This window comes from Streptomyces sp. NPDC004539 (genome assembly GCF_040610055.1).
Classification (GTDB): domain Bacteria; phylum Actinomycetota; class Actinomycetes; order Streptomycetales; family Streptomycetaceae; genus Streptomyces.
In genome coordinates, this window is record NZ_JBEXLS010000037.1 from 45,040 (window position 1) to 66,841 (window position 21,802).

General features: G+C 70.5%; 16 protein-coding genes. 12 read left to right on the plus strand and 4 right to left on the minus strand.

The genetic code is table 11. The annotated features are described in order from the left end of the window. Positions 1-112 precede the first annotated feature (112 nt). A complete protein-coding gene (locus tag ABZX85_RS45235) occupies positions 113-2,293 on the plus strand; it encodes an alpha-galactosidase (RefSeq protein ID WP_355883444.1) in 2,181 nt (726 codons plus the stop codon). A gap of 43 nt (positions 2,294-2,336) precedes the next feature. On the opposite strand, the gene ABZX85_RS45240 is transcribed toward ABZX85_RS45235, so the two are convergent. From ABZX85_RS45240 to ABZX85_RS45250, 3 genes are all read right to left on the minus strand, one after another. Further along, on the minus strand, positions 2,337-4,280 hold the full coding sequence (locus ABZX85_RS45240) for a beta-L-arabinofuranosidase domain-containing protein (RefSeq protein WP_355883447.1): 1,944 nt from the start codon (positions 4,278-4,280) through the stop codon (positions 2,337-2,339). Positions 4,281-4,314: 34 nt separating this feature from the next. Next, positions 4,315-7,185: a Tat pathway signal protein gene (locus ABZX85_RS45245; RefSeq protein ID WP_355883450.1), complete on the minus strand. Its 2,871-nt coding sequence runs from the start codon at positions 7,183-7,185 to the stop codon at positions 4,315-4,317. Between the two features lie 175 nt (positions 7,186-7,360). Beyond that, positions 7,361-8,374 carry a hydroxyacid dehydrogenase gene (locus tag ABZX85_RS45250; protein ID WP_355883453.1) on the minus strand — a complete coding sequence of 338 codons (1,014 nt, stop codon included), beginning with the start codon at positions 8,372-8,374 and terminating at the stop codon, positions 7,361-7,363. A 410-nt stretch (positions 8,375-8,784) separates the two neighbouring features. Here ABZX85_RS45250 and ABZX85_RS45255 point away from each other — a divergent pair, with 410 nt between their 5' ends. From ABZX85_RS45255 to ABZX85_RS45295, 9 genes are all read left to right on the plus strand, one after another. Further along, complete coding sequence (locus tag ABZX85_RS45255; protein WP_355883456.1) at positions 8,785-10,107, plus strand: extracellular solute-binding protein; 1,323 nt, start codon at positions 8,785-8,787, stop codon at positions 10,105-10,107. 55 nt (positions 10,108-10,162) lie between these two features. Continuing rightward, positions 10,163-11,116: a sugar ABC transporter permease gene (locus ABZX85_RS45260; RefSeq protein WP_355883458.1), complete on the plus strand. Its 954-nt coding sequence runs from the start codon at positions 10,163-10,165 to the stop codon at positions 11,114-11,116. Beyond that, the gene (locus tag ABZX85_RS45265) at positions 11,113-11,979 is read left to right on the plus strand and encodes a carbohydrate ABC transporter permease (RefSeq protein WP_355883461.1); all 867 of its coding nucleotides are present in this window, start codon (positions 11,113-11,115) and stop codon (positions 11,977-11,979) included. Before ABZX85_RS45260 ends, ABZX85_RS45265 begins: the two co-directional genes overlap by 4 nt. A gap of 13 nt (positions 11,980-11,992) precedes the next feature. After that, the gene (locus tag ABZX85_RS45270) at positions 11,993-14,953 is read left to right on the plus strand and encodes a Tat pathway signal sequence domain protein (protein ID WP_355883464.1); all 2,961 of its coding nucleotides are present in this window, start codon (positions 11,993-11,995) and stop codon (positions 14,951-14,953) included. Positions 14,954-15,045: 92 nt separating this feature from the next. Beyond that, complete coding sequence (locus ABZX85_RS45275) at positions 15,046-16,179, plus strand: alginate lyase family protein (RefSeq protein WP_355883466.1); 1,134 nt, start codon at positions 15,046-15,048, stop codon at positions 16,177-16,179. Between the two features lie 20 nt (positions 16,180-16,199). Beyond that, positions 16,200-17,792 (plus strand): glycoside hydrolase family 43 protein, encoded by a 1,593-nt coding sequence (locus tag ABZX85_RS45280; RefSeq protein WP_355883520.1) that lies wholly within the window; start codon positions 16,200-16,202, stop codon positions 17,790-17,792. Next, the gene (locus ABZX85_RS45285; RefSeq protein ID WP_355883469.1) at positions 17,789-18,586 is read left to right on the plus strand and encodes an alpha/beta hydrolase; all 798 of its coding nucleotides are present in this window, start codon (positions 17,789-17,791) and stop codon (positions 18,584-18,586) included. The genes ABZX85_RS45280 and ABZX85_RS45285 overlap by 4 nt, the downstream gene beginning before the upstream one ends. 243 nt (positions 18,587-18,829) lie before the next feature. Continuing rightward, positions 18,830-19,486, plus strand: coding sequence for a DUF2238 domain-containing protein (locus tag ABZX85_RS45290; RefSeq protein ID WP_355883472.1), 657 nt, complete (start codon positions 18,830-18,832; stop codon positions 19,484-19,486). A gap of 73 nt (positions 19,487-19,559) precedes the next feature. Continuing rightward, complete coding sequence (locus ABZX85_RS45295) at positions 19,560-19,772, plus strand: superinfection immunity protein (RefSeq protein ID WP_355883475.1); 213 nt, start codon at positions 19,560-19,562, stop codon at positions 19,770-19,772. Positions 19,773-19,943: 171 nt separating this feature from the next. Here ABZX85_RS45295 and ABZX85_RS45300 read toward each other — a convergent pair whose 3' ends face one another. Beyond that, positions 19,944-20,867 carry an NmrA/HSCARG family protein gene (locus tag ABZX85_RS45300; RefSeq protein WP_355883478.1) on the minus strand — a complete coding sequence of 308 codons (924 nt, stop codon included), beginning with the start codon at positions 20,865-20,867 and terminating at the stop codon, positions 19,944-19,946. Between the two features lie 107 nt (positions 20,868-20,974). Here ABZX85_RS45300 and ABZX85_RS45305 point away from each other — a divergent pair, with 107 nt between their 5' ends. Next, positions 20,975-21,532: a TetR/AcrR family transcriptional regulator gene (locus ABZX85_RS45305; protein WP_355883481.1), complete on the plus strand. Its 558-nt coding sequence runs from the start codon at positions 20,975-20,977 to the stop codon at positions 21,530-21,532. A 41-nt stretch (positions 21,533-21,573) separates the two neighbouring features. Beyond that, a complete protein-coding gene (locus ABZX85_RS45310) occupies positions 21,574-21,798 on the plus strand; it encodes a transposase (protein WP_355883484.1) in 225 nt (74 codons plus the stop codon). Positions 21,799-21,802 lie beyond the last annotated feature (4 nt).

Consider the following 21,802-nt stretch of genomic DNA (forward strand, 5'->3'; position numbering starts at 1 on the left):
TCCATTCGCCGTCACGCTCCGACGTTACTGCATCGCAGGCCCCTTGCGGACGATGAGATGCGGAAACTACTGTCCCATCAACAGTAATCGTTTACTAACGGAGTCTGTCATCGTGTCCGTCACCCATCTGCGCTGGGGCACCGACGAGTTGTCCCTGCTCCTCTCCCACGCCCCGGAGCAGCCGGTGCGGCTGCTGGCGGCCGGGGAGGCCGCCGCCCTGCCGAGCCCCGCTCTCCACCCCGAGCTGTGCGCGCGGCTCGCGCACAGTGCGCTCCCCCTGGTCGAGATCCAGACCGCCGGCGGCGGGCGCCTCGGTACGTCCGGCAAGCGTCATGTGGACGGCGCCGCCTCCCGCGCCCTGCGCTACACCGGCCACGAGGAGACCCGGGAGGGCGAGGGTCTGCGTGTCCTGCGGGTACGGATGGCCGACGAGTCCACGGGGCTGACGGCCACCGCCGTCCACCGGCTGCGCGAGGGCGTCCCCGTCCTCACCACCGAGGTCCACGTGGAGAACGCCGGCGAGGCACCCGTCACCCTGGAGTACGTCTCGTCCTTCGCGCTGTCCAACCTCGCCCGGCACCTGCCCGACGGCGCCCGGTGGGAGGACTCGCTGGCCCTCTGGCTGGCGGCCAACCCGTGGAGCGGCGAGTTCCGTTGGTCTCGGGCCACGCTCGCCGAGCGCGGTCTCTACGACGTCGGCATGGTGCCGTTCGGACAGACCGGCTCCAAGAACCGCGTCGCCGTCACCAGCACGGGTTCGTGGTCGTCCTCCGAGCATCTGCCGCTGGGCTGTGTCGAGGAGACCTCGACCGGCGCCGCCCTGATGTGGCAGATCGAGCACAACGGCTCCTGGCACGCCGAACTCGGCGACCGCTTCGACGACGTGTACCTGGCGCTGTCCGGGCCCACCGACCGCGAGCACCAGTGGCGCCATCTCCTGGCGCCGGGCGAGTCGTTCCGTACGGTGCCCGTCTCGGTCGCGATCGTGCCGTCCGGCGGATTCGAGACCGCGGTGGACGCCATGACCCGGCACCGCCGAGCCTCCCGGCGGCCCCATCCCGACCACCGGGGGCTGCCGGTGGTCTTCAACGACTTCATGAACAGCCTGATGGGCGAACCGACCACGAAGGCCCTGCTGCCGCTCGTGGACGCGGCGGCCGAGGCCGGGGCCGAGGTGTTCTGCATCGACGCCGGCTGGTACGACGCGGAGCCGCCCGGCGCGGTGGGCCCCGGTGGGGTGCCCGGCTGGTGGGACGCGGTCGGCGAGTGGGTCGAGTCCGCCGAGCGGTTCCCCGGCGGCCTCGGCGAGGTGATCGGGCACATCCGTACGCGGGGCATGGTCCCGGGGCTGTGGCTGGAGCCGGAGGTGATCGGCGTCCGCAGCCCGCTCGCCGCCGCCCTGCCCGACGAGGCGTTCTTCCGCCGGGACGGCGTGCGGCTCGTGGAGTGGGGCCGCCACCAGCTCGACCTGCGCCATCCGGCGGCCCGTGCCCATCTGGACGCGGTCGTGGACCGGTTGGTGCGCGACTACGACATCGGCTATCTCAAGCTCGACTACAACATCGACATCGGTCCGGGCACCGACGGCCCCCGCCCCGAGGACGGCCCCGGCCACGGCCTCCTCGGGCACAACCGCGCCTATCTCGACTGGCTGGACGGCGTCCTCGACCGCCACCCGGACCTGGTCCTGGAGAGCTGCGCGGCCGGCGGCAGCCGTACCGACCACGCGATCCTCTCCCGGCTGCCCGTGCACTCCGTCAGCGACCAGCAGGACTTCCGTCTGATGCCCGCGATCGCCGCCGCCGCGCCCAGCGCGGTCACCCCCGAGCAGGGCGCGATCTGGGCGTACCCGCTGCCCGAGCACACCGAGGCGGAACTCGGCACGGTGCTGGTCTCCGCGCTGCTCGGCCGTGTCCATCTCAGCGGACGCCCCGACCTGCTGGCCCCGGAACAGGCGGCGCTGGTACGCCGGGCCGTCGACACGTACACGGCCTACCGGCATCTCCTGCCCGGTGCCAGGCCCCGCTGGCCCCTGGGCCTGCCCGACTGGCGCGACACGTGGGTGGCCCTGGCCCTCACGTCGAAGGACGACACCACCCTGCTGGCGCTCTGGCGCCGCGACGGCGCGCCGCCGACATTGGACGTCCCCCTGCCCTGGATCGCTGAAGGCGTGCGGCCGAGGACGCTGTTCTCGGCGGGTCCGGTCCCGGCGTACGAGTGGAACGGCCGGGAGCTCCAGGTGACTCTCCCCGTCGAACGGTCCGCGGTGCTGCTGGAGTTCGCCACCCGCTGACACGGAAAGGGCGGTCGGGCACGATGCCCGACCGCCCTTCTCGCTAGTCCCGGTCCGCCACCGGTATCCAGACCCTCATGGCGCCCGGCTCCCGGTTGGCCCAGGCGTAGTAGGGGATCGCTGTCAGCTCGACCGGCCGGTCCGGCCGTGGCGGGCGCGTGCCGTGCGGTGCGTACGGCCATCCGTCGGCCGGTGCCGGCAGCGGATCGCCGTAGGCGGTGACCGTGACGATGCCGCCCAGCAGGTCAGGACGGTCCTCGTGGGCCAGCGGCGCCGACGGGTCGAGGGCGACGTCGTCGGGGTCGAGGCCGTCGGGCTGGTCGGTCTGTTCCAGGCAGTACACCAGCGGTCCGCGCTCGACGGCGGCGCAGCCCCGGACGGCGTCGACGCGAGGGGGTGGGGTGGTCAGCCGGGGCGGCATCGCGAGGGTGAGGCGGACGGTGTCGCCGGGGGCGAAGACGCGGGTGACGCGCAGCCAGCCGTTCTCGGCCCGGGTCGTGGCCGGGGTGCCGTCGACGGTGAGGGTGTGTTCCGTGCACCAGGACGGCAGGCGCAGGGAGAGCGTGCGTCCGGTCTCGGGCGCCTCCTGGACGGTGACGGTCACGGCGCCCTGCCACGGGTAGTCGGTGCTCACGGCCACCGTGAGGTCGCCGCCGCCGTAGGTGCCGGTGGCGTACTGGTGGAGTTGGAGCCCGTTCGCGTCGGTGCTGGTGACGTAGTGGGGCAGGCTCGCCAGCAGGCGCATCGCGTTGGGCGGGCAGCAGGCGCACCGGAACCACGGGGTGCGGTGGGCGGTCTGGTCGCCGGGCCGTTCGTGCGGGCGGGCGCGCAGGTGGAGCGGGTTGACGTAGAGCCAGGTGAGGCCGTCGATGCCGACCCCGGCGAGGAAGCCGTTGAACAGGGTGCGTTCGATCAGGTCGGAGTAGCGGGCCTCGCCGGTGAGCAGGGCCATGCGCCAGGAGAAGTGGACGGAGGCGATGGCGGCGCAGGTCTCCGTGTAGGCGCGGTCGGCGGGCAGTTCGTGGGCGTCGCCGAAGGACTCCCAGTCGTGCCGGGAGCCCACGCCGCCGGTGAGGTAGGTCTTGGTGGTGACCATGTCCCGCCACAGCCTTTCCAGCGCCGCGCGCAGCCCCGGGTCGCCGGTCTCGGCGGCCAGGTCGGCGGCTCCGGCGAGGAGGTAGAGCTGGCGTACGGCGTGGCCGGTCACCTCGTCGGCCTCGCGGACCGGCAGATGGTCCTGCCAGTAGGCGGGGCCGGGGTCGCGGTCGTGGCCCCGGTCGGCGCCCGCGGCGAGGGTGCCGTGGCCGCGCCGGTCGACGAAGTGGGCGGCGAGGTTCAGGTGGCGGGGCTCGCCCGTCGTGCGGTACAGCTCCACCAGCGCGGTCTCCACCTCCGGGTGTCCGCAGACTCCGTCGCGCTCCTTGCCGGGGCCGAACACGGAGTCGATGTGGTCGGCGAACCGGCGGGCCACGTCGAGCAGGCGGTGAGATCCGGTGGCCCGGTGGTGGGCCACCGCGGCCTGCATGAGGTGTCCGGCGCAGTACAGCTCGTGTCCCCAGCCCAGTTCGGTCCAGGGTTCAGCGTCGCCGAGCTGGAAGTACGTCTGGAGGTAGCCGTCCTCGCGCTGGGCCGAGGCGACCAGCGTGACGACGGCCTCGACCTCGTCGGCGAGGCCCGGGTCGGGTGAGTCGGCGAGCTGCCAGCAGGCGGCCTCCAGCCATTTGTAGACGTCGGAGTCCTGGAACTGGAAGTCGCCGGAGAAGCCCGGCGCGCCGTCCCCGGGGGTGGAAGGCGCCGCCGCGGCACGGAAGTTGGCCAGGTTTCCGGCGGCCTCCAACCGTTCGGGTCCGCCGGCGACGGACACTTTGGCGTTGACCCGGCGGCGTTCGGCCCAGAAGCCGCCCTCGATGCGGGCAAGGGTGGCGGGGTGCAGGGTGGTGACGGCGTCCGGGGTGAGGCGGACGGGGCCGAGGGGTGGGGCGTTCAATGGGGTCTCCAGGGCGGCGGGGACGGGAGGCGGTTCAGTTCTTGCGCAGGACGAGCGTGGTGCCGGGCGCGACGGTCAGGCACGCGTCGCCGCGCACCGCGGCACCGGTGACGAGGTTCCGGGCGGCGCCGAAGCCCTTGAGGTCGCAGGTGTAGGTGCGGTCGCCGGTGGTGTTCATGGCGATGAGGTACGGGCCGTACGCGCACCGGTAGAAGGAGGCCCGTCCGGCGAACGGGGACTCCTCGCCGACGGCGCGTTCGGGTGCGTCGGCCGGGGCCTTGGCGAGCGGGAGGACCTGGCCGGCGAAGGCTTGGTGGAGGACGTCTCCGGGCGGGTCGAAGCCGCCGTCGGGGATGTTGAGGTCGCCCACCGTGAACTCCCAGTTGACCCAGTCGGGTTCGGTGTGGGCGCGGCCGTCGGGGACGTACTTCACGTCCTGCCAGACGGTGGCCGACCGTTCGATGCCGGCGGCGGTGATGTGGTGGATGCGGGCGAGCCGGTTGACGCCCCAGCGGGCTCGCCAGTACAGCGAGGCGTAGAGGATCTCGTCGCCGTGTTTGACCGCGACGAGGCCGTTCTCCTCGTCGGTGAAGACGAGGCCGGGTGTTCCCTGGGTCATCGGGAGGCGCCTGCCGCTGCCGTCGGCGCCGGTGATGTACGCGTAGTCGTCGGCCGTGCTGAGGAGGTTGAGGTTCATCCGGGCGGAGCCGCCGAGGTCGTACGCCTCCTTGAGGACGTGGAAGAACTGGCCGTCGGCGATGGACTGGCGGGCGTAGGCGATGAGGTCCGGGTCCTTGAGCTGGGCGGCCAGGCGCAGGGGGTGGCCGTCCCACTTGTTGCCTTCGTCGTAGGCCGTCTTGCCGGGGTACTCGGCGTCCCGCCAGCCGATGACGGCCTCGATGCGCATGGTGCGGTGGCCGTCGGCGTCGAGGGAGGGGTGGTGGAAGAAGGCCCGGGCCTTGGTCATCTTGACCAGGTGGTCGCGCAGCCGGTCGTCCCGGACGCCGCCGATGCCGATGACGGCGTCGTAAACCAGGGAGAGCCAGTCCTGGAGTTCGCCGTAGTTGCCGGCGTAGCCGAGTTCTTTGGAGATGCCCTTCTTCGTGACCTGGTGGTAGGCGCCGCCGAGCGGCCGGGTGGGCGTGCCGTCCTCGGTCTCCGGGCCGAGCCAGGGGGTGAGGCCGACGGACTGGTACACGTAGTCGCGGGCCTTGGTCTCGCCCCAGGCGTCGGCGGAGCCGAGGAGGGCGAGTCCGCGGTCGGCGAGGTAGAGGCCGATGGCGCAGATGATGGCCTGGTTGGTGTACTGCGGGATGTGCCGGCGCCAGTACTCGCGGCTGTCCAGCAGCATCTTCGTCCAGGCGGCGCGGCGCAGGACCGGCTTGACGGTGGCGGTGCCGGGCGGGGTGAGTGTCAGGTCGTCGAACCAGGCCGTGCCGGTGCCCGCGAGGCGGATCTGGGCCTCGATCTGCGTGGCGCCGGCCGGTGTGGGGAGGGTGGCGGTGACGTGCTCGAAGTCGTGGGTGCCCGCGGTGGCGAAGTACTTGTTGTCGCCCCCGACCAGCCGCCCGTCGGCGTCGAAGAAGAGGATGTCGAGATAGGCGCCGTCGGCGGCGACCGCCTCGGTCTTGATCCACACCCCGTAGGTGTACGTTCCCTGCTCGACGGCGGTACGCGCGGTGGGCGCGAGGGCGACGACACCCGCGGTCGGCACGGTGATCTTCGCGGAGGCTCCGCCGGCGCGGGCGACGGTGGTGTCGCGGGTGGCGGTGCCCTGGCCGGTGTAGGTGACCGTGCGCCATCCGGTGGGCAGGGTGGCGCCGAACTCGAAGCCGGGGTTGGGGAGCGTCCCCGGGGAACCGAAGACCGGTTCGTCGAGCAACGGGCGCAGTTCGTCGGCGAGTTGGAGGAGCGGGAGGCCCATCCGGCCGAGTCCCATCCACTGCTGGCTGGAGTCGGTGACCAGTTTGGGGTTGCCGAGGTGGTTCCAGTAGAGGGCGTCCAGGCTGCTGGCGATCTGGAGGGGGACGGCGGTGTTGCGGTAGGCGTTGGTGGACGGCATGGCGTAGGCGCGGGCCAGGAATTCGAGGTACCACAGGTCGAGTTGGGGGACGGTGCGGGACGCCTCGGCGTTCGCCTGGGCGACGACGCGGGCGTTCACGGTGTCGACGACCTCGGGGCCGGGCGCTGTGCGGGCGGGTGCGGCGGGCCGGGTGCCGGTGCGGTCGTCGGCGGCGAGCGCGAGGTGCGGTTCGCCGTGGGTGTAGAGGCGGTAGATCGTGCGGCTCGGGCGGGTCATGGCCTTGTAGTACTCGGCGGCCGTCTGGGCGTATCCGGCGATGCGTCCCATGGAGCGGACCTCCAGCCGTACCGTCTTCTTCCCGGCGGTCAGTTCCGGGGGGAGCGGCAGGGTGTGGAAGTAGAAGCGTTCGGGGGTGCGCGGGTCGGCGGCGGGGATGTCGAGGGGGTCGACGGCGCCGAGGTGGTAGTGGCCGACCTGTTTGCCGTCCGCGAAGAGCTGGAGCCGGCCCAGGTCCTCGCCGCTCTCCGAACCCCAGAGCTTGATCGTGACGTAGGTGGGGCCGTGCGGCCGGCAGGCGAGGGTCGCGGCGAGGGTGCCGCCCCAGAAGTCCGGGGTCTGCCGGGGGTTCAGTACCCGGGCGGGCTGTCCGAGGCCGCCGGTGACCACGTCGGACAGGGTGGCGGCGAGTCGGTGGGTGCTCTCGGAGGCGGCGTCGCCGAGGACCAGGGTGTCAAGGGCGGTGCCGGAGGGCTTGGGCGCGTTCGCGGCGTGGGCGGTGCCGGACTGCCACAGCCATCCGCCGGCGGCGGTTCCCGCGGCGAGCTTGAGGGCGGATCTGCGGGGCAGGGGCAGGGGCAGGGGTGCGGAGGATTCGGAAGGCAAGGCGGGTTTCCTTTCGGATGCGGGCCGGGACACCGGCACCGGCCTGCGGGTGGGGAACTCCTGAGGGGTGGAATCGACCACGCCGGGTGGGGCACACGGCTGACGGCGAGGCGGCGGTCGGTCGAGCGGGCGGGCGGGCTGGCTGGCTGGCTGGCTGGCTGGCTGGCTGGAATCGTCAGGCGCTGGTGGCGAGTTCCGCCCGCTGCACCGGGTACGCGAGCGGGTTCCCGGTCACGACGCGCTCCAGTTCCTCCAGGACCGTGCCGCCGAGCCGGGCGAGTTCGTTGCCGAGCGAGCCCGCGATGTGCGGGGTGAGGAAGACGTTGGGCAGGCGGTAGAGCGGCGAGTCGGCGGGCAGCGGCTCCGGGTCGGTGACGTCGAGGACCGCGCCGAGCCGCCCGCTGAGGAGTTCGCCGGTGAGGGCCCGGTGGTCGACGAGGGCGCCGCGCGAGGTGTTGATCAGCACGCTTCCGTCGGGCATGAGGGCGAGGCGTTCCCGGGAGAGCATGTGGTGGGTCTCGGGGGTGTCCGGGGCGTGGACGCTGACGATGTCGCTGGTGCGCAGCAGCTCGTCCAGGGACAGCGGTACGGCGCCGAGCCGGGCCGCCTCGGCGGGGTCGACGTACGGGTCGTACAGGCTCACCGCGAGGTCGAAGGGGCGCAGCAGCTCCAGCAGCCGGCGGCCGACGCGGGAGGCGCCGATCAGGCCGACGCGGCGGCCGAGGTTGCCGACGCCGGTGTACTCGTGGGGCTCGGGGTAGACGTGTTCGGCGCGGAACCGTTCCCGCAGCGCGAAGGCGTCCTTCCCGGCGAGGAGGATCGCGGCGAGGGTGTACTCGGCGACGGGCAGCGCGTTGGCGCGGACGGCGCTGGAGATGGTGAGTCCCCGGTCCCAGAACGGTTCGCCGACCAGGTGGCGGACGCTGCCCGCGGCGTGCAGGACGGTCCGCAGGCGCGGGGCGGCGGCGAGCGCCTGTTCGCCGAGGTGCGGGCAGCCCCAGCCGGTGATGAGCACCTCCGCGCGGGCCAGCGCCGGGGCGACCGCCGGGTCGGCGAAGTCCTGGACGACGAGCCCGGGGTCGATCCGCGCCTGTCTGCGCAGCCGCTCCATGAGGCGCGGCGGGAAGAGCTCGGACAGATGCGCCGGGTTCATCGCGAACACGGCGAAGGGCAGCGAGGGAGTGGGCATGGTGCTCCTGCTCGGGCACGGAGGCGGGCATGAGGGCGATCATGAGGGCGCCACAGAAGGGCCTCACCAGGGAAGTAAACGTATTCCACGCTAGGAGTCCCGCGCCGCGCCGGTCAATGCCCCGCACCTCGACTCACTCCGTACGGCCTGATCGCCCACTTCGTCCGAGGCGATAAATGCCCAGGTCAACGCCTCGACAGGTAACATCTCTGAAAGTTTGACGAAATAATCCGGCCCTTTGCCCTTGTGGTCGCGGCCCCTTCGGTCGTACGGTCCACGCAGTCAGACAGCAAACGGTTACTGACCCCTTTTCGGGCGATAGTCGTCTCTCCCCCTTCGCTGCGTCCCGCCGTCGACCGCGCAGGTTCCCCCGCACCGCACGCGCCGTCTTGTTCTCTCGTGGAGGACCGATGTCCAAGTCCCGCACCAGCGTCTTCGTCCCGACGGCTGCCGCGGTCTCGCTCTGCCTGCTGCTCTCCGCCTGTTCGGGTTCCGACGACGGCGAGGCCGCCGCCGACACGAAGGGGAACGTCACGCTCGAGTTCTGGAGCTGGACCGACGGCATCGAGGCCCAGGCCGACGCGTGGAACAAGGAGCACCCCGAGACCCAGGTCAAGTACGTCAACGCGGCTGGTGAAACCGTTTACCAGAAGCTGCGCGCCGCGGTGAACGCGGGCACCGCCCCCTGCCTGTCGAAGATGGACGGGGCGAACCTGGCGAGTTTCGCCGCCGACGGCCTGCTCACCGACATCACCAAGACCGCCGCCAAGTACAAGGCGCCGTACACGAGCGCGGCGTGGAACGCGGTGAGCCCCGGCGGCACCACCTTCGGCATCCCCATGGGCTCCTCGCCCCTGTTCACCGCCTACCGCGCGGACCTATTCGCGAAGTACGGCATCGAGGCCCCCAAGACCTGGGACGACCTGATCGCCGCCGGCAAGAAGGTCCGGCAGCAGGACAAGAACGTCAAGATCTACAACATGGCCGGGGAGGACCCGAGCACGCTGGTCGACCTGTCCTGGGAGTCCGGCGCCCAGTGGTACAAGGTGGCCGGCGACCACTGGGAGATCGGCTTCACCACCCCCGAGGCCCTGCGCGCCGGTGACGTCGTCCAGCAGCTCGTCGACAACGACCTCGCCTCCGGGGCGTCGTACGCCGACCCCGGGGTGTTCAAGACGTGGGACCTCGGCAAGACCATCGCGATGACCACCTCGACCTGGCAGCTGCCGATCTACGCCACGAACTTCCCGAAGTCCGAGGGGAAGTGGCAGCTGGCCGACTCGCCGGTCTTCGACACCGCGAAGCCGCTGACCTCCAGCAACTTCGACACCACGGCCGTGCTCAAGGGCTGCAAGTACCCGGACCGGGCCGCCGAGTTCGCGGCCTGGCTGTCCAGCAGCAAGGAGTCGCTGACCACGCTGACCGACCCCGCCTCCAAGTCGGGTCTGTTCCCGGCGGTCAAGGACGTCTCGCCGTACGTCGCCAAGATCATCCCGACCGGGATGTTCAACGGGAAGTCGGACAGCGCGCAGGTCATCACCACCGCCGCGTCCCGCGTCGGCGACCAGTGGCAGTACGGCCCCAACTACGCCGGCATGTACTCCGAGATGCAGAAGCAGTGGGGCAAGGTCATGAAGAAGGAACTGAAGGTCAAGGACATGCTGGCGAGCCTCCAGAAGTGGACCGTCGACGACCTCAACCGCAAGGGCATCAAGGCCGAAGCGGCCGGCTGAACCCCCTTTTTCCTCACCACCGGTGTCAGCCGGCACACCTCACCTGGAGAAATCCGTGTCCACCCTGACGCGACCGCCCGAGGTCGCCACCGATTCCCCGGCTCGGCGGTCCTCCTCCCGCCGGACCGGGGAACGAGGAGGCTACAAGGGGCTGCTGTTCGCCTCGCCCTTCCTCCTCGGCTTCCTGGCCACCTACGTCGTGCCCATCGGTTACGCGTTCGGCCAGAGCCTGTACGAGAAGAAGGGCACCGGTCTCGGCTTCGGCCCGACGCGCGTCGTCTACACCGGTTTCAGCAACTTCGCCTCGGTCCTCACGGACGGGGACTTCTGGCGGAGCGTGCTGCGTACCCTGCTGTTCGGCTCGGTGCAGATCACGGTGATGCTCGGGATCTCCCTGCTGCTGGCCCTCCTCCTGGACGGCGTGGCCGCCCGGGCGGTGAAGTTCTTCCGCGCGGCCCTGCTCATCCCCTACGTCGTCCCGGCCGTGGTCTCCACCCTGATGTGGCTGTTCCTCTACAGCCCGACGGGCAGCCCGCTCCTCGACCTCGCCGACCGGGCGGGTACGAGCGTCGAGTTCTTCGGCGGCCTCAACACCTACCTCTCGCTCGGCAACCTGCTCACCTGGCAGGGCATCGGGTTCAACATGATCCTGATCTCCGCCTCGTTGCAGGCCCTGCCGCGCGAGCTGTACGAGGCGGCCCGGCTGGACGGCGCGCGGGAGTGGCGGATCGCCTGGTCGGTCAAGATCCCGAACATCACCGGAATCCTGGTGCTGACCGGCATGTTCTCGCTCATCGGCCGGCTTCAGCTGTTCGCCGAACCGCTGCTCCTGCGGCAGATCGCGCCGGAGTCCATCAACACGGACTTCACGCCCATGATGGAGATCTTCGACCGGGCGTTCAAAGCAGGCGACTACCAGTACGCCGCCGCCGAGTCGATCGTCCTCGCCGTCATCACCGGCGTGCTGGCCTTCGTGTTCCACCGTGTGACGAACAGGAAGATGTCATGAGCAGTGTCCCCTCCGGGGGCGGTGTCCGCCCCAGCCGTCGCGCGATGGTCCTCACCACCGGGCTTCTGGTCCTCTTCCTGCTCTACTCGCTCGCCCCGACCTGGTTCCTGATCGTCTCGGCGACGAAGAACCAGACCGACCTCTACTCCACGTTCGGCCTGTGGTTCTCCGCCAACCACCTCGGGGACAACCTCCAGGGCATCTGGACCTACCACGACGGGGTGTTCACCCGCTGGATCGGCAACTCGATCCTCTACTCCACCCTCGGAGCGGCCGGGTCCACCCTGATCTCGCTCGCCGCCGGGTACGGGCTCGCGAAGTTCCGGTTCCGGGGCCGCGGGGCCCTGTTCGCCACCATCGTCGGCGCCTCGCTGCTGCCCAGCACGCTGCTGGCGTTCCCGCTCTACCTGGTGTTCGCGAAGGTCGGTCTGACCGACACCATCTGGTCGCTCCTCATCCCCTACTTCATCAATCCGTTCGGGGTCTACCTCGGCAAGGTGTACGCCGACAGCTCCGTACCCACCGAGCTGATGGAGGCGGCCCGCCTCGACGGGGCGAGCGACCTGCGCGTGTTCCGGTCGGTCGCGCTGCCGCTGATGCGGACCGGCGGCATCACCATCTTCATGCTCGACTTCATCGGCATCTGGAACAACTTCTTCCTCCCCCTGTTCATGCTCAACGGCGAGCGCACCTTCCCCGTGACCCTGGGCCTCTACTCGTGGCTCCAGCAGGCGCAGACCGCCCGCGACATGAACACCCTCGTCCTCACCGGGTCCCTGGTGTCGATCGTCCCGCTCGCGGTCTTCATGTTCGCCCTCCAGAAGTACTGGCGCAGCGGAATCCTCATGGGCAGCCTCAAGTAAAGGATCATCAGTCGTGACCGACTCCCCCAGAGTTCCCGGCCGTCGTGAGGTGCTCAAGTACGCCGGCACGACCGGCGTCGCGGCGGCCGGGCTCGGCCTGCTGAACACCCCGGCCGCCGCTGCGGCGCCCGCCACCCCCGACGCACTCACGCCGGCCGCCTGCAAGCCCTTGGACATCGTTGTCCTCGGTGACACCGCGTCCGAGACCGCCCACCGGCTGACCGCCACCCTCTCCGACACGGTCACCGGCGGCCTCGGCCAGAGCGCCCGTGTCCTCAACCCCACCGACCCGGCCGGCTACTGGGGCGGCACGCTCAAGTTCGACGTCGCGGTCAGCCCGGCCGGCACCACCTACGTCACCGTCCGGCTGTGGGGCGACGACTACGACAAGACGTCCCAGCAGGCGGCGTCGGGCACGAACATGTGGCGGCTCCAGCTCTTCTGCGACGGGCTCCAGGTCGGCCACCAGGACGAGGGCGCCGTCGACAGCCTCGACATCCTGGACACCTCCCCGCGCACTCCCGGCCGGTTCTTCTTCCACACCCTGCCGCTGCCCGAGCGGCTCACCCGGGGCAAGCGGAAGGTGACGCTGGAGATCCGGGCGATGGGCCGGATCTGGTCCTACGGCCAGAACGCCGACCAGCTCTACTACAAGATGACCACGCCGTCGCGGGGCATCTACCGGATCTACACCCACACCGAGCCGTACTTCGTCGCGCCGAGGGGCGAGGTCCAGGGTCCCGCCCCCGTGCCGAAGAAGCGCACGGTCGAAGGCCCGGAGGCGCTGGAGGCCGTACGCCGGCGCGTGCTGAAGGACCAGCAGTACTACCTCGCCGGTGCGAACCCGGCCGGCATGGACGCCTGGGCGTTCCAGTCGCTCGCCGAGGGCTATCTGTGGTCCGGCAGCCCGGCGTACGGCAACCCGGTGGCGCTGGAGCGGGTGCTGCGCGCTCTCGACGGGCGGTACCTGGCGTGGAAGGCCGACCCCGCCGTGCTGACCGGGTCGGACCAGCAGTGGCAGGGCTTCGGACGGGTCGGGCTGGTGCTGGCGCTGCTCTGGGAGCACCTCGGCGACCGGCTGGACCGGACGGTGACCGGCTCCCCGTACGCGCTCGCCAACCCCGGTTTCGAGGACGGCGCCGGCACCCCCGAGGGCTGGGACGTGCCCGGCTGGGGCAGGACCGCCGACGCCTCCTGGGCCCGGGACACCGGGGTCTCCCGTTCCGGCTCCGCCTCGCTGAAGGTCACGGCGACCGCGGCGAACGGCTTCATCACCGTGTACAACTCCCCCAAGGTCCGGGTCGGCAAGGGCACGCACACCTACAGCGCGTGGATCAGGACGGACGGCGTCACGGGCTCGGGCGCCCATATCGACCCGCTGTTCTTCGACGACGCCGGCAAACTCGTCGGCAGCGACCACCGCCAGTTCGCGGCCACCGGCACCCACGACTGGGAGTACGTCTCCATCGACCTGGACACCCCGGACGGGGCCACCCAGGCCGAGTTCCATCTGCGGCTGTCCGGACCGGGCACCGCCTGGTTCGACGACCTGACGCTCACCGCGCCGGACGGCACCGGCGGCTCGGAGCAGCCGGTCCGGCGGGCCGCCTACACCGACATGCTGAAGTCCAGCCGCGACTACTGGCGTCAGCACTTCCCGCACTACACCAACCAGTCGCAGATCTGCGCCATCGGCATCTACCAGGCCAACCGCGGCCTCGGCCTCCTCGACCCGGCGCTCGCCCTGCCGGAGGACAAGGTGCGCGGCTACCTGTACCAGTCGCTTGGGATGACGCCCTACCTCGGCCCGGAGAACGCGGACGGCACCCCCACGAAGCCGCTCGGCACGGGCTACCGCCAGGTCAGCCGCGCCGGTCTGACCCGTGAACTCGGGTACGTGGGCAGCTACGGCGAGGTCCTAGACTGGCTCGTGATGATGTACGAGTCGGTCACCCGCGGGTACGGCGGCCGGAGCGCGCCCGAGCTCCGCGAGCAGATGGTCAAGATCATCAAGGCGCGCGGCCGGTTCCGGGTGGTCGACGTCGACGAGACGGGCGCCCGGGTCTCCCGTATCGAGACCGTCGTCGGCTGGCGCAACGAGGTCTACCCCGGCGAGATCGCCTACGCCTCACGCACCGCGTGGGACTCCCACCCGGTGCTGTCGGCCGCCGTGTTCAAGGACCCGGACATCGTCGGCTGGACCCAGGAGATGGTCGGCGACGGCCAGTTCTACAAGCAGCTCGACCTGCTCATCAACCACACCTGGACCCGGGTCGGGCTGGCCGGGCTGCGTCTGGTCTCCCGGGACTGGGACGCCTTCCAGGCGCTCCCCGCGCGCCCGAGCCGCATACCCACCGGCTGGGACCGGCCCGACTTCGTCTTCACCGACGAGGAGAACGGCGTCCTCGCCGTGAAGAACGGCCGGGAACTGCTCTTCGCCTCCCTCTACTGGCGCGCCCGCCAGGGGGTCAACGACTACGCCCGCGTCCACCACCTCACCCCCGTCGACCAGCGCTCCGCGACCGTCCGCCAGCGCTCGGCGGGCACCACCGGCGACACGTTCACCGCACGCGACTGGATTCTGTGGGACTACGCCATCAACGACCCCGGCGCCGGCCACATCCCGCCCGGCGGCTTCCCGCCGCCCGGCGACACCCTCCACCAGGCCCTCGCCGGGGACGTCTACCACCTCGCGCCGGTCCCGGCGGACGTCCCGGACCCCGCGATGGGCGTCCACTTCGACGGCGTCGAGACCATGCTCGTCGGCCGCGCCCCCTTCTACCTGTGCGAGTACGGCGACTATCTGATCGCCATGAACACCAGCACCGACAAGACGTTCACGCTCCCCGCCCGCCAGGAGTTCGGGCCGGCCCGGGACCTCGCGACGGGACACACCATCGGCGCCGGACAGCGGCCGAAGCTCGGCCCGCTCAGCACGCTCGTCCTGTACCGGGGCCGGCGCACCGCCCGCTGATCCCCGTGACCGGGAGCCGGGCGGGACCCCGGCTCCCGGTCAGGCACTCCCCCGCCTTCGCCCACTCGACGACGAGTGAAAGAGGAAGACGCATGCCCGAGCCGCACTCCCCCAGCCGCCGCCGTTTCCTGGAGATCACCGCCGTCGGCGCCGTCACGGCCGCGGCCGGCGCCGCTCTCGTGCCCGAGGCCGACGCCCTCACGTCCTTCATCCACCCCGGTGTGCTGCACAAACTCTCCGACATCCAGCGGACGAAGAGCCGGATCGCCGCCGGCACCGAACCCTGGCTGAGCGGCTGGAACGTGTTCAAAGCCGACGCGTTCTCGCAGGCGTCGTACAAGATGCTCGGCCCGTTCGCCTCGGTCGACCGGGGCTCGACCGAGCTGCACAACTGGGAGTTCTGGAACGACTGCAACGCCGCCTACCAGAACGCCCTGATGTGGAACCTGACCGGTACCACCGCGCACGCCGCGAAGGCCCTGGAGATCATCAGGGCCTGGTCCTCGACACTCACCTCGATCACCGGAAAGGACGCGCAACTCGCCGCGGCCATCTACGGTTTCAAGTTCGCGGCGGCGGCCGAGCTGATGCGGTACACCGCGCCCTCCGGCTCCTGGGCGGCGGCGGACGTCACCCGGACCGAGAACATGATCAAGAACGTGCTGGTGCCCCTGGTCCGGACGTTCGGCGACGCCGGCTGGGGAACGAGCTGTATCAAGGCGATGATGGCGTTCGGGGTGTTCTGTAACGACACCTCGCTCTACAACGCGGCCGTCGACGCCTTCCACCTCCACGACTGCTGCAAGCTCAGCCGTGTGATCAGGGACTCCGGCCAGTGCGTCGACAGCGGGCGCGACCAGGCGCACACCCAGTTGATCCTCGGCAGCCTGGCCGAGGCGTGCGAGATCGCCTGGATTCAGGGCCAGGACCTGTACTCCGCCTCCGGCAACCGGCTCCTCACGGGCTTCGAGTACACCGCGAAGTACAACACCGGAAGCGACGTCCCGTACACGGTGTGGGGTTCCTGCCAGGCCACCTACAACGCGATCTCCACCGTCGAGCGCGGCAAGCTCCGCCCGATCTACGAGATGGTCTTCAACCACTACGTCAAACGCCGCGGCCTGGGCGCGCCCTGGACCTACGCCGCCATCGAACGGATACGCCCCGAAGGCCCGGGATTCCAGTGCGACCATCCCGGATTCGGCACCCTGATGTACACCCTCTGACCGGAGCTCCCGTGACCCCGCTGATCGACAACCCCGTCCTGCGCGGCTTCGAACCCGACCCCGTGATCCTGCGGGTCGGGGACGACTTCTACGTCGCCACCTCGACCTTCGAGTGGTACCCGGGGGTACGGCTGCACCACTCCCGTGACCTGGTCGACTGGCGTCCGCTGGGCGGGGCCCTGGACAGCCGGCGCCTCCTCGACCTCACGGGGGTGCCGGACTCCGGCGGGATCTGGGCGCCCGGACTGTCGTACGCCGACGGGCTGTTCCACCTCGTCTTCACCGTCATCGACACCTACGCGGAGGGCTGGAAGGACCTCCCCAACTACGTGACGACCGCCCCCACGATCGAGGGTCCCTGGTCCGATCCGGTCCCCCTGCACGGCAAGGGCTTCGACGTGTCCCTGTTCCACGACGTCGACGGGCGCAGCTGGCTGCTGAACATGCGTTTCGACTGGCGGCCGGAGCGGGAGTCGTTCGCGGGGATCGAGATCCAGGAGTACGACCGCGCCACGCGCACGCTGCTCGGCGCGGCCCGGACGATCTCCGTCGGCACGGCGGCGGGGGTGGCCGAGGGCCCGCACCTCTACCGGAGGGGCGACTGGTACTACCTGGTGCACGCGGAGGGCGGCACCGGGTACGAGCACGGCGCGGCGGTGGCCCGCTCCCGCGATCTCCTCGGCCCGTACGAACCCGACCCCGCCGGGCCGCTCCTGACGTCCCGTCACGACCCGTCGCTCCCCCTCCAGAAGGCCGGACACTGCTCGTTCGTCGAGACGGCGACGGGCGAGTGGTACGCCGCTCACATCACCGCCCGCCCGCACACCGAGCGGGGCCGGTGCGTCCTCGGCCGGGAGACCGCGCTCCAGCCGGTGACCTGGACGGAGGACGGCTGGCCCCGGATCGCGGGCGGGGTCCCCGCGGTCACCGTCCCCGCACCGACGCTTCCGCCGTCCCCCGTACCCGAACCCGCGCCGACCGACCACTTCGACGCCCCCGCGCTCGGTCCCGACTGGTCGACCCTGCGCCGCCCGGCCACCGCCGACTGGATCGATCCGGCACCGGGCCGGCTGCGCATCCGAGGCGGCCAGTCCCCCGCCGGCCGCCGCTCCCCCAGCCTTCTCGCCCGCCGGGTGACCGCGCCACGCTGCTCCTTCGAGACCAGCCTGACGTTCACCCCGCGCACCCCGGACCACCTGGCCGGACTCACCGCCTACTACAACAGCCGCAACTGGCACTACCTGTACGTCACGGCCCGCGACGACGGTTCGCCCGCCCTGCGCGCGCTGAGCTGCGCGGCGGGACACCTCACCGCCCACGAACCCGAGATCCCGCTCCGGCCCGGCCACCCCGTCGTGCTGCGCGCCGAACTCGACGTCCCGGTACTGCGTTTCGCGTACGACACCGGCGACGGGCCTCGGACACTCCCGCTGGAACTCGACGCCACCGTCCTCTCCGACGAGCACGCCGACGAATTCCACGACGGCCAACTGCGGGTCCTCGGCTTCACCGGGGCCATGCTGGGGCTGTGGGCGCAGGATCTCGACGGCGCCGGTGTGTACGCGGACTTCGCCTACGCCACGTACCTGACCGTTTCGGAGGGCCGCGCATGACGATCACGGATCTGGGACGCGTCCGTCTGTTCCACACGTCTCTCGGGGCCGACGGGGCGATCCCTCTGCTGCTGGTGCACGGATGGGGTGGGGACGGCCGGGAGTGGTCCGCGCACGCCGAGACCCTCGCCGCCCGCTTCCGGGTGATCGTCCCGGATCTGCGCGGGCACGGGCGTTCGCAGGTGCCCGACGAGGGAAACACGCCGGTCGAGATGGCCGAGGACCTCGCCGCGCTGCTGCGTCACCTCGGTACGGCGCCGGTGATCGCCGTGGGGCACTCCATGGGTGTTCAGGTCGTCAGCCTTCTCGCCGTACGGCATCCGGAGCTCGTCCACTCGGTCGTCGCCCTCGATCCCGCCCACGGCGCGCACGGGGCGGAGGTGGAGGACATCCCGTCCCGGCTGACCCGGTACCAGGAGCACGGCGCCCTCGCGGCGGCCGACTTCGTCGCCGGCGCCTTCTCCCCGAACGCCCCCGCGGGGCTGCGTACCGCGCACATCCGTACAGTCCTGGGCACCCCCGACCACGTCATCGCCCAGGCGTACGCCGGTATGTACACCGACCCCGGCGCGATCGGCGTACGGCCCCGGACCGAGGACTTCCTCCGCCGCCGTACACAGCCCACGCTCACGGTGTGGACCTCGGCGGAGGCGGCGGAGTGGGAACGCGGGACCTTGCGCGTGCCGGGTTCCCGTGTCGATCACTGGGGCGACTCCGGGCACTACGTGCACGAGGAGCACCCCCGCCGCACGATTCGCCTGATCGAGGAATGGGCGGACGGCGGGCGGAGGTGAGGGCGGTGTGGCGTGGTGTGCCCGGCCCGCCCGGCCATCGTCCAGCCGTTCCTGTGGCTCAGATCCGACAACAGACCCTCGACCAGGTCCGCGAACAAGGGCCCCAACTCTGCGGTGAGCGACGGCAGTTCCTCAGTCACGAGATCTGAGGCTGTAGTACGGGGATCGTCTGAGTAGTCGTACTCAGGGCATCGGGGTCCGAGGCCGCCATGATGAGGTGCCCGAGAAGAAGGAGCGCCTCCGATGTCTCTGTCCGCAGCTGTTCGTGGCCGTACGGCGACCACGGTCGGTCCACCCTCCCTGCTCCCTCGCGTCTGCGCCGCGGTGGTGGTCGCGGGGGTCGCCGTATCCGCATGGGCGCCGTACGACCGGACGACCTGGCTGCTGGAAGTGGTGTGGGTGCTGATCGGGCTGCCGCTGGCCGTCTGGACCTGGCGGCGCTTCCCGCTCACGGGCCTGTTGTGCTGTCTGCTCGCGGTGCACGCGCTGGTGCTGGCGATGGGCGGGCACTACACCTACGCCCGGGTACCGCTGGGCGAGTGGGCGCGGGACGGCCTGGGGCTGGCACGGAATCCGTACGACCGCTTCGGGCACCTGATGCAGGGCTTCGTGCCGGCCATTCTGGTAAGGGAGCTGTTGAGCCGGACCTCGCCGCTGCGCGGCAGCCGCTGGCTGGCACCGCTCACGGTCTGCGCGTGCCTGGCCTTCAGCGCGGTCTTCGAAATGTTCGAGTGGGCGGCGGCGGTCATCGGCGGGCACGCGGCGGATGACTTCCTGGCAACGCAAGGCGATGTGTGGGACACCCAGTGGGACATGTTCTGCGCGCTGATCGGCGCCACCGTCGCGCTGCAGCTGCTCAGCCGGTGGCACGACCGGCAGCTAGCCCGGCTGTCCGGGTGATCCCGAAGACCAAAGGGACCGGTGCCGGGCGGCCCGGTCGCCTCAGAGAGCGTTTCCAGATGGGAGAAAGTCCGTGGATATCAACATAGGTGTCGTGGTTGTCGGAGTGGTCCTGGCTCTCCTCTACCTGCTGCCGTCCTACCTGGCGTTCACTCGGGAGGTGAAGGGCAGGTGGCTGGTGCTCGTGATCAATCTGTTTCTCGGAGCATCACTCATCGGGTGGGGTGTCGCTCTCCATCTCGCCCTCCGAAAGCCGAGCACGGTCACGGTCGCCGCGGCGGCCTAATCACCGTTGGGGGCTGACGAGCTCAACCAGTTGGTGCCGAGTTCCTCAAAGGGGGTACACATATCGGCGCCGCAGTAGGCGAGTTGGTGGTGCGGGGATGGCCCTCCAGCCAGGTCCGGATGGACGACACCGCGCAAGGGACATCACCCAGAGGACTGGTGCGCAGCACTTTCAGGCGGTGGCCGACAGGTATCGCTGCGTCCACTGTTCAAAACTGGTCAGGTCGATGCCCAGCGCGCGGGCGAACTGCGGGCGGGCCGGCTGGCCGACCACGTTCAGGAACTCGTGGGTGGTGCCCATGTCCGGCATGCCGGCTGCGAGGGCCTGGTCCTCGGTCATGTCCGGCGCCGACAGCGGGACCCCCAGAGCGCGGGAGAGGATGCCGGCGATCTGCGTCATGGTCAGGTAGTCGCTCGCGAGTTCCAGTTCCACGCGGTGGTACTTCTCGGGCGCGGACAGGGCTGCCGCGGCGGCCCGGCCCACGTCCTGTGCCGCTACGAGGGCAAGGTGCGTGCTCGGTTTGATGACGGTGACCAGCCCCCCTTCGACTCCGCGGGGGAAGTAGAACCGCATGGACGGCTCGAAGTTCTCCATGAAGAACGCCGGTTTGATCAATGTCCAGCAGGGGAAGTCGAGTTCGCGCAGGCGGTCCTGGATGGCCGCCTTGGTCCCCAGGGGGGCTTCCATCGTCGCCCAGCGCCCTTCGGCCCAGCCCGGAGCATGGGTGTGCTGCCCCACCCCGCTGGTCGAAGACTGGACGAAGTGCTCCACCCCTGCGGCCCTGGCGGCCGTCATGAGGTTGTCCGCCTGGCTGACCTCGCCATCGAAGTCGACACCCTGCTCGGTGTACGCGGGCATCTGTACGGAGAAGACCGCCCGCACGCCGTCCACAGCCGCTTCAAGCGTCGACGGGTCGGTCAGATCGCCCACGATCAGGTGGGCGCCGAGTTCTTCGAGCGCCTGTGCCCGCGGTGTGTTCGGGTCGCGTACCAGTGCACGGACCGGCGTTCCCTGCGAGAGCAGGGCACGGGCGGTGGCGCCGCCTTGGCGGCCGGTAGCCCCGGTGACGAGGATCGGTGTCGCGACCGTAGTCATGAGCGCATCTCCCTCAACGATCAGGCACCACAGAAACGGCGGAGCCCGCCGTTTCCTGTTTCGCTAGAATATGGCGGGGCCCGCCACTTATCAACGTTGGGGAGACAATGACCGGCCAGCGCTCGGATGCCCGCCGCAATCGCGCCCACATCCTCACCGTGGCCAAGGCCGAAGTGGCAGCCCGAGGAGCCCAGGCGTCTCTCGAACAGATCGCCCGCGTCGCAGGCGTCGGATCAGCCACCGTGCGGCGCCACTTCCCTACACGCAAGGCCCTGCTCGAAGCCGTTTTCCAACAGCGCGTCCAGGCCCTGTGCGACCTCGCCCATACGCTCAGCGGCCAGGACGACAGCCGCCTCGCCCTGCTGAAATGGCTGCGAGAACTGCTCGCCTACTCGCTCGACGCACGCGGCCTGGCCGACGCCCTCTCCTACGAGCCCCTCCAGGACGAGGCCGCCCCGGACTCCTGCGCAGCGACCATCGAGGCAGCCGGTACCCCCCTGCTGCGCAGGGCCATCGAAGACCAGGCCGTCAGGGCCGACACCACCATCCACGATCTGCTCACGCTGATCGTCGGAATCGCCCTGGCCACCGAGCACCACACCGACCCGGCCGTTCAGGCGGAACGCGTCTTCCAGTTGTCCGTCGACGGCTTCAGCTTGATCTAGCGTGGAACCCCGGGCGTTCACGCCCGGCTCGCTTGGAACCCTTGCTGTCTGTCGGTAAGAAGCCGGGCCGTCCACGGACCTGGACGCGTCGGAAGCCGCTCGACGGCACAAGGTGGCGGACGAGGACCGGGACACCGTGGCTGGACGTGCCCAAGCGGTATGGACCGTGGGACCGGGTCTACGACCTGTTCCGGCGCTGGCAGCGCAACGGCACCTGGAAGCGCATCTGGAGCAACTGCGGGCCGAAGCCGACGAGATGGACCTGATCAC

Excerpts from the sequence above, each read along its gene's own strand:
- ABZX85_RS45250 (WP_355883453.1), bottom strand. The coding sequence starts at position 8,374 with ATGCCCACTCCCTCGCTGCCCTTCGCCGTGTTCGCGATGAACCCGGCG.
- ABZX85_RS45255 (WP_355883456.1), top strand. The coding sequence starts at position 8,785 with ATGTCCAAGTCCCGCACCAGCGTCTTCGTCCCGACGGCTGCCGCGGTC.
- ABZX85_RS45265 (WP_355883461.1), top strand. The coding sequence starts at position 11,113 with ATGAGCAGTGTCCCCTCCGGGGGCGGTGTCCGCCCCAGCCGTCGCGCG.
- ABZX85_RS45275 (WP_355883466.1), top strand. The coding sequence starts at position 15,046 with ATGCCCGAGCCGCACTCCCCCAGCCGCCGCCGTTTCCTGGAGATCACC.
- ABZX85_RS45285 (WP_355883469.1), top strand. The coding sequence starts at position 17,789 with ATGACGATCACGGATCTGGGACGCGTCCGTCTGTTCCACACGTCTCTC.
- ABZX85_RS45290 (WP_355883472.1), top strand. The coding sequence starts at position 18,830 with ATGTCTCTGTCCGCAGCTGTTCGTGGCCGTACGGCGACCACGGTCGGT.
- ABZX85_RS45300 (WP_355883478.1), bottom strand. The coding sequence starts at position 20,867 with ATGACTACGGTCGCGACACCGATCCTCGTCACCGGGGCTACCGGCCGC.
- ABZX85_RS45305 (WP_355883481.1), top strand. The coding sequence starts at position 20,975 with ATGACCGGCCAGCGCTCGGATGCCCGCCGCAATCGCGCCCACATCCTC.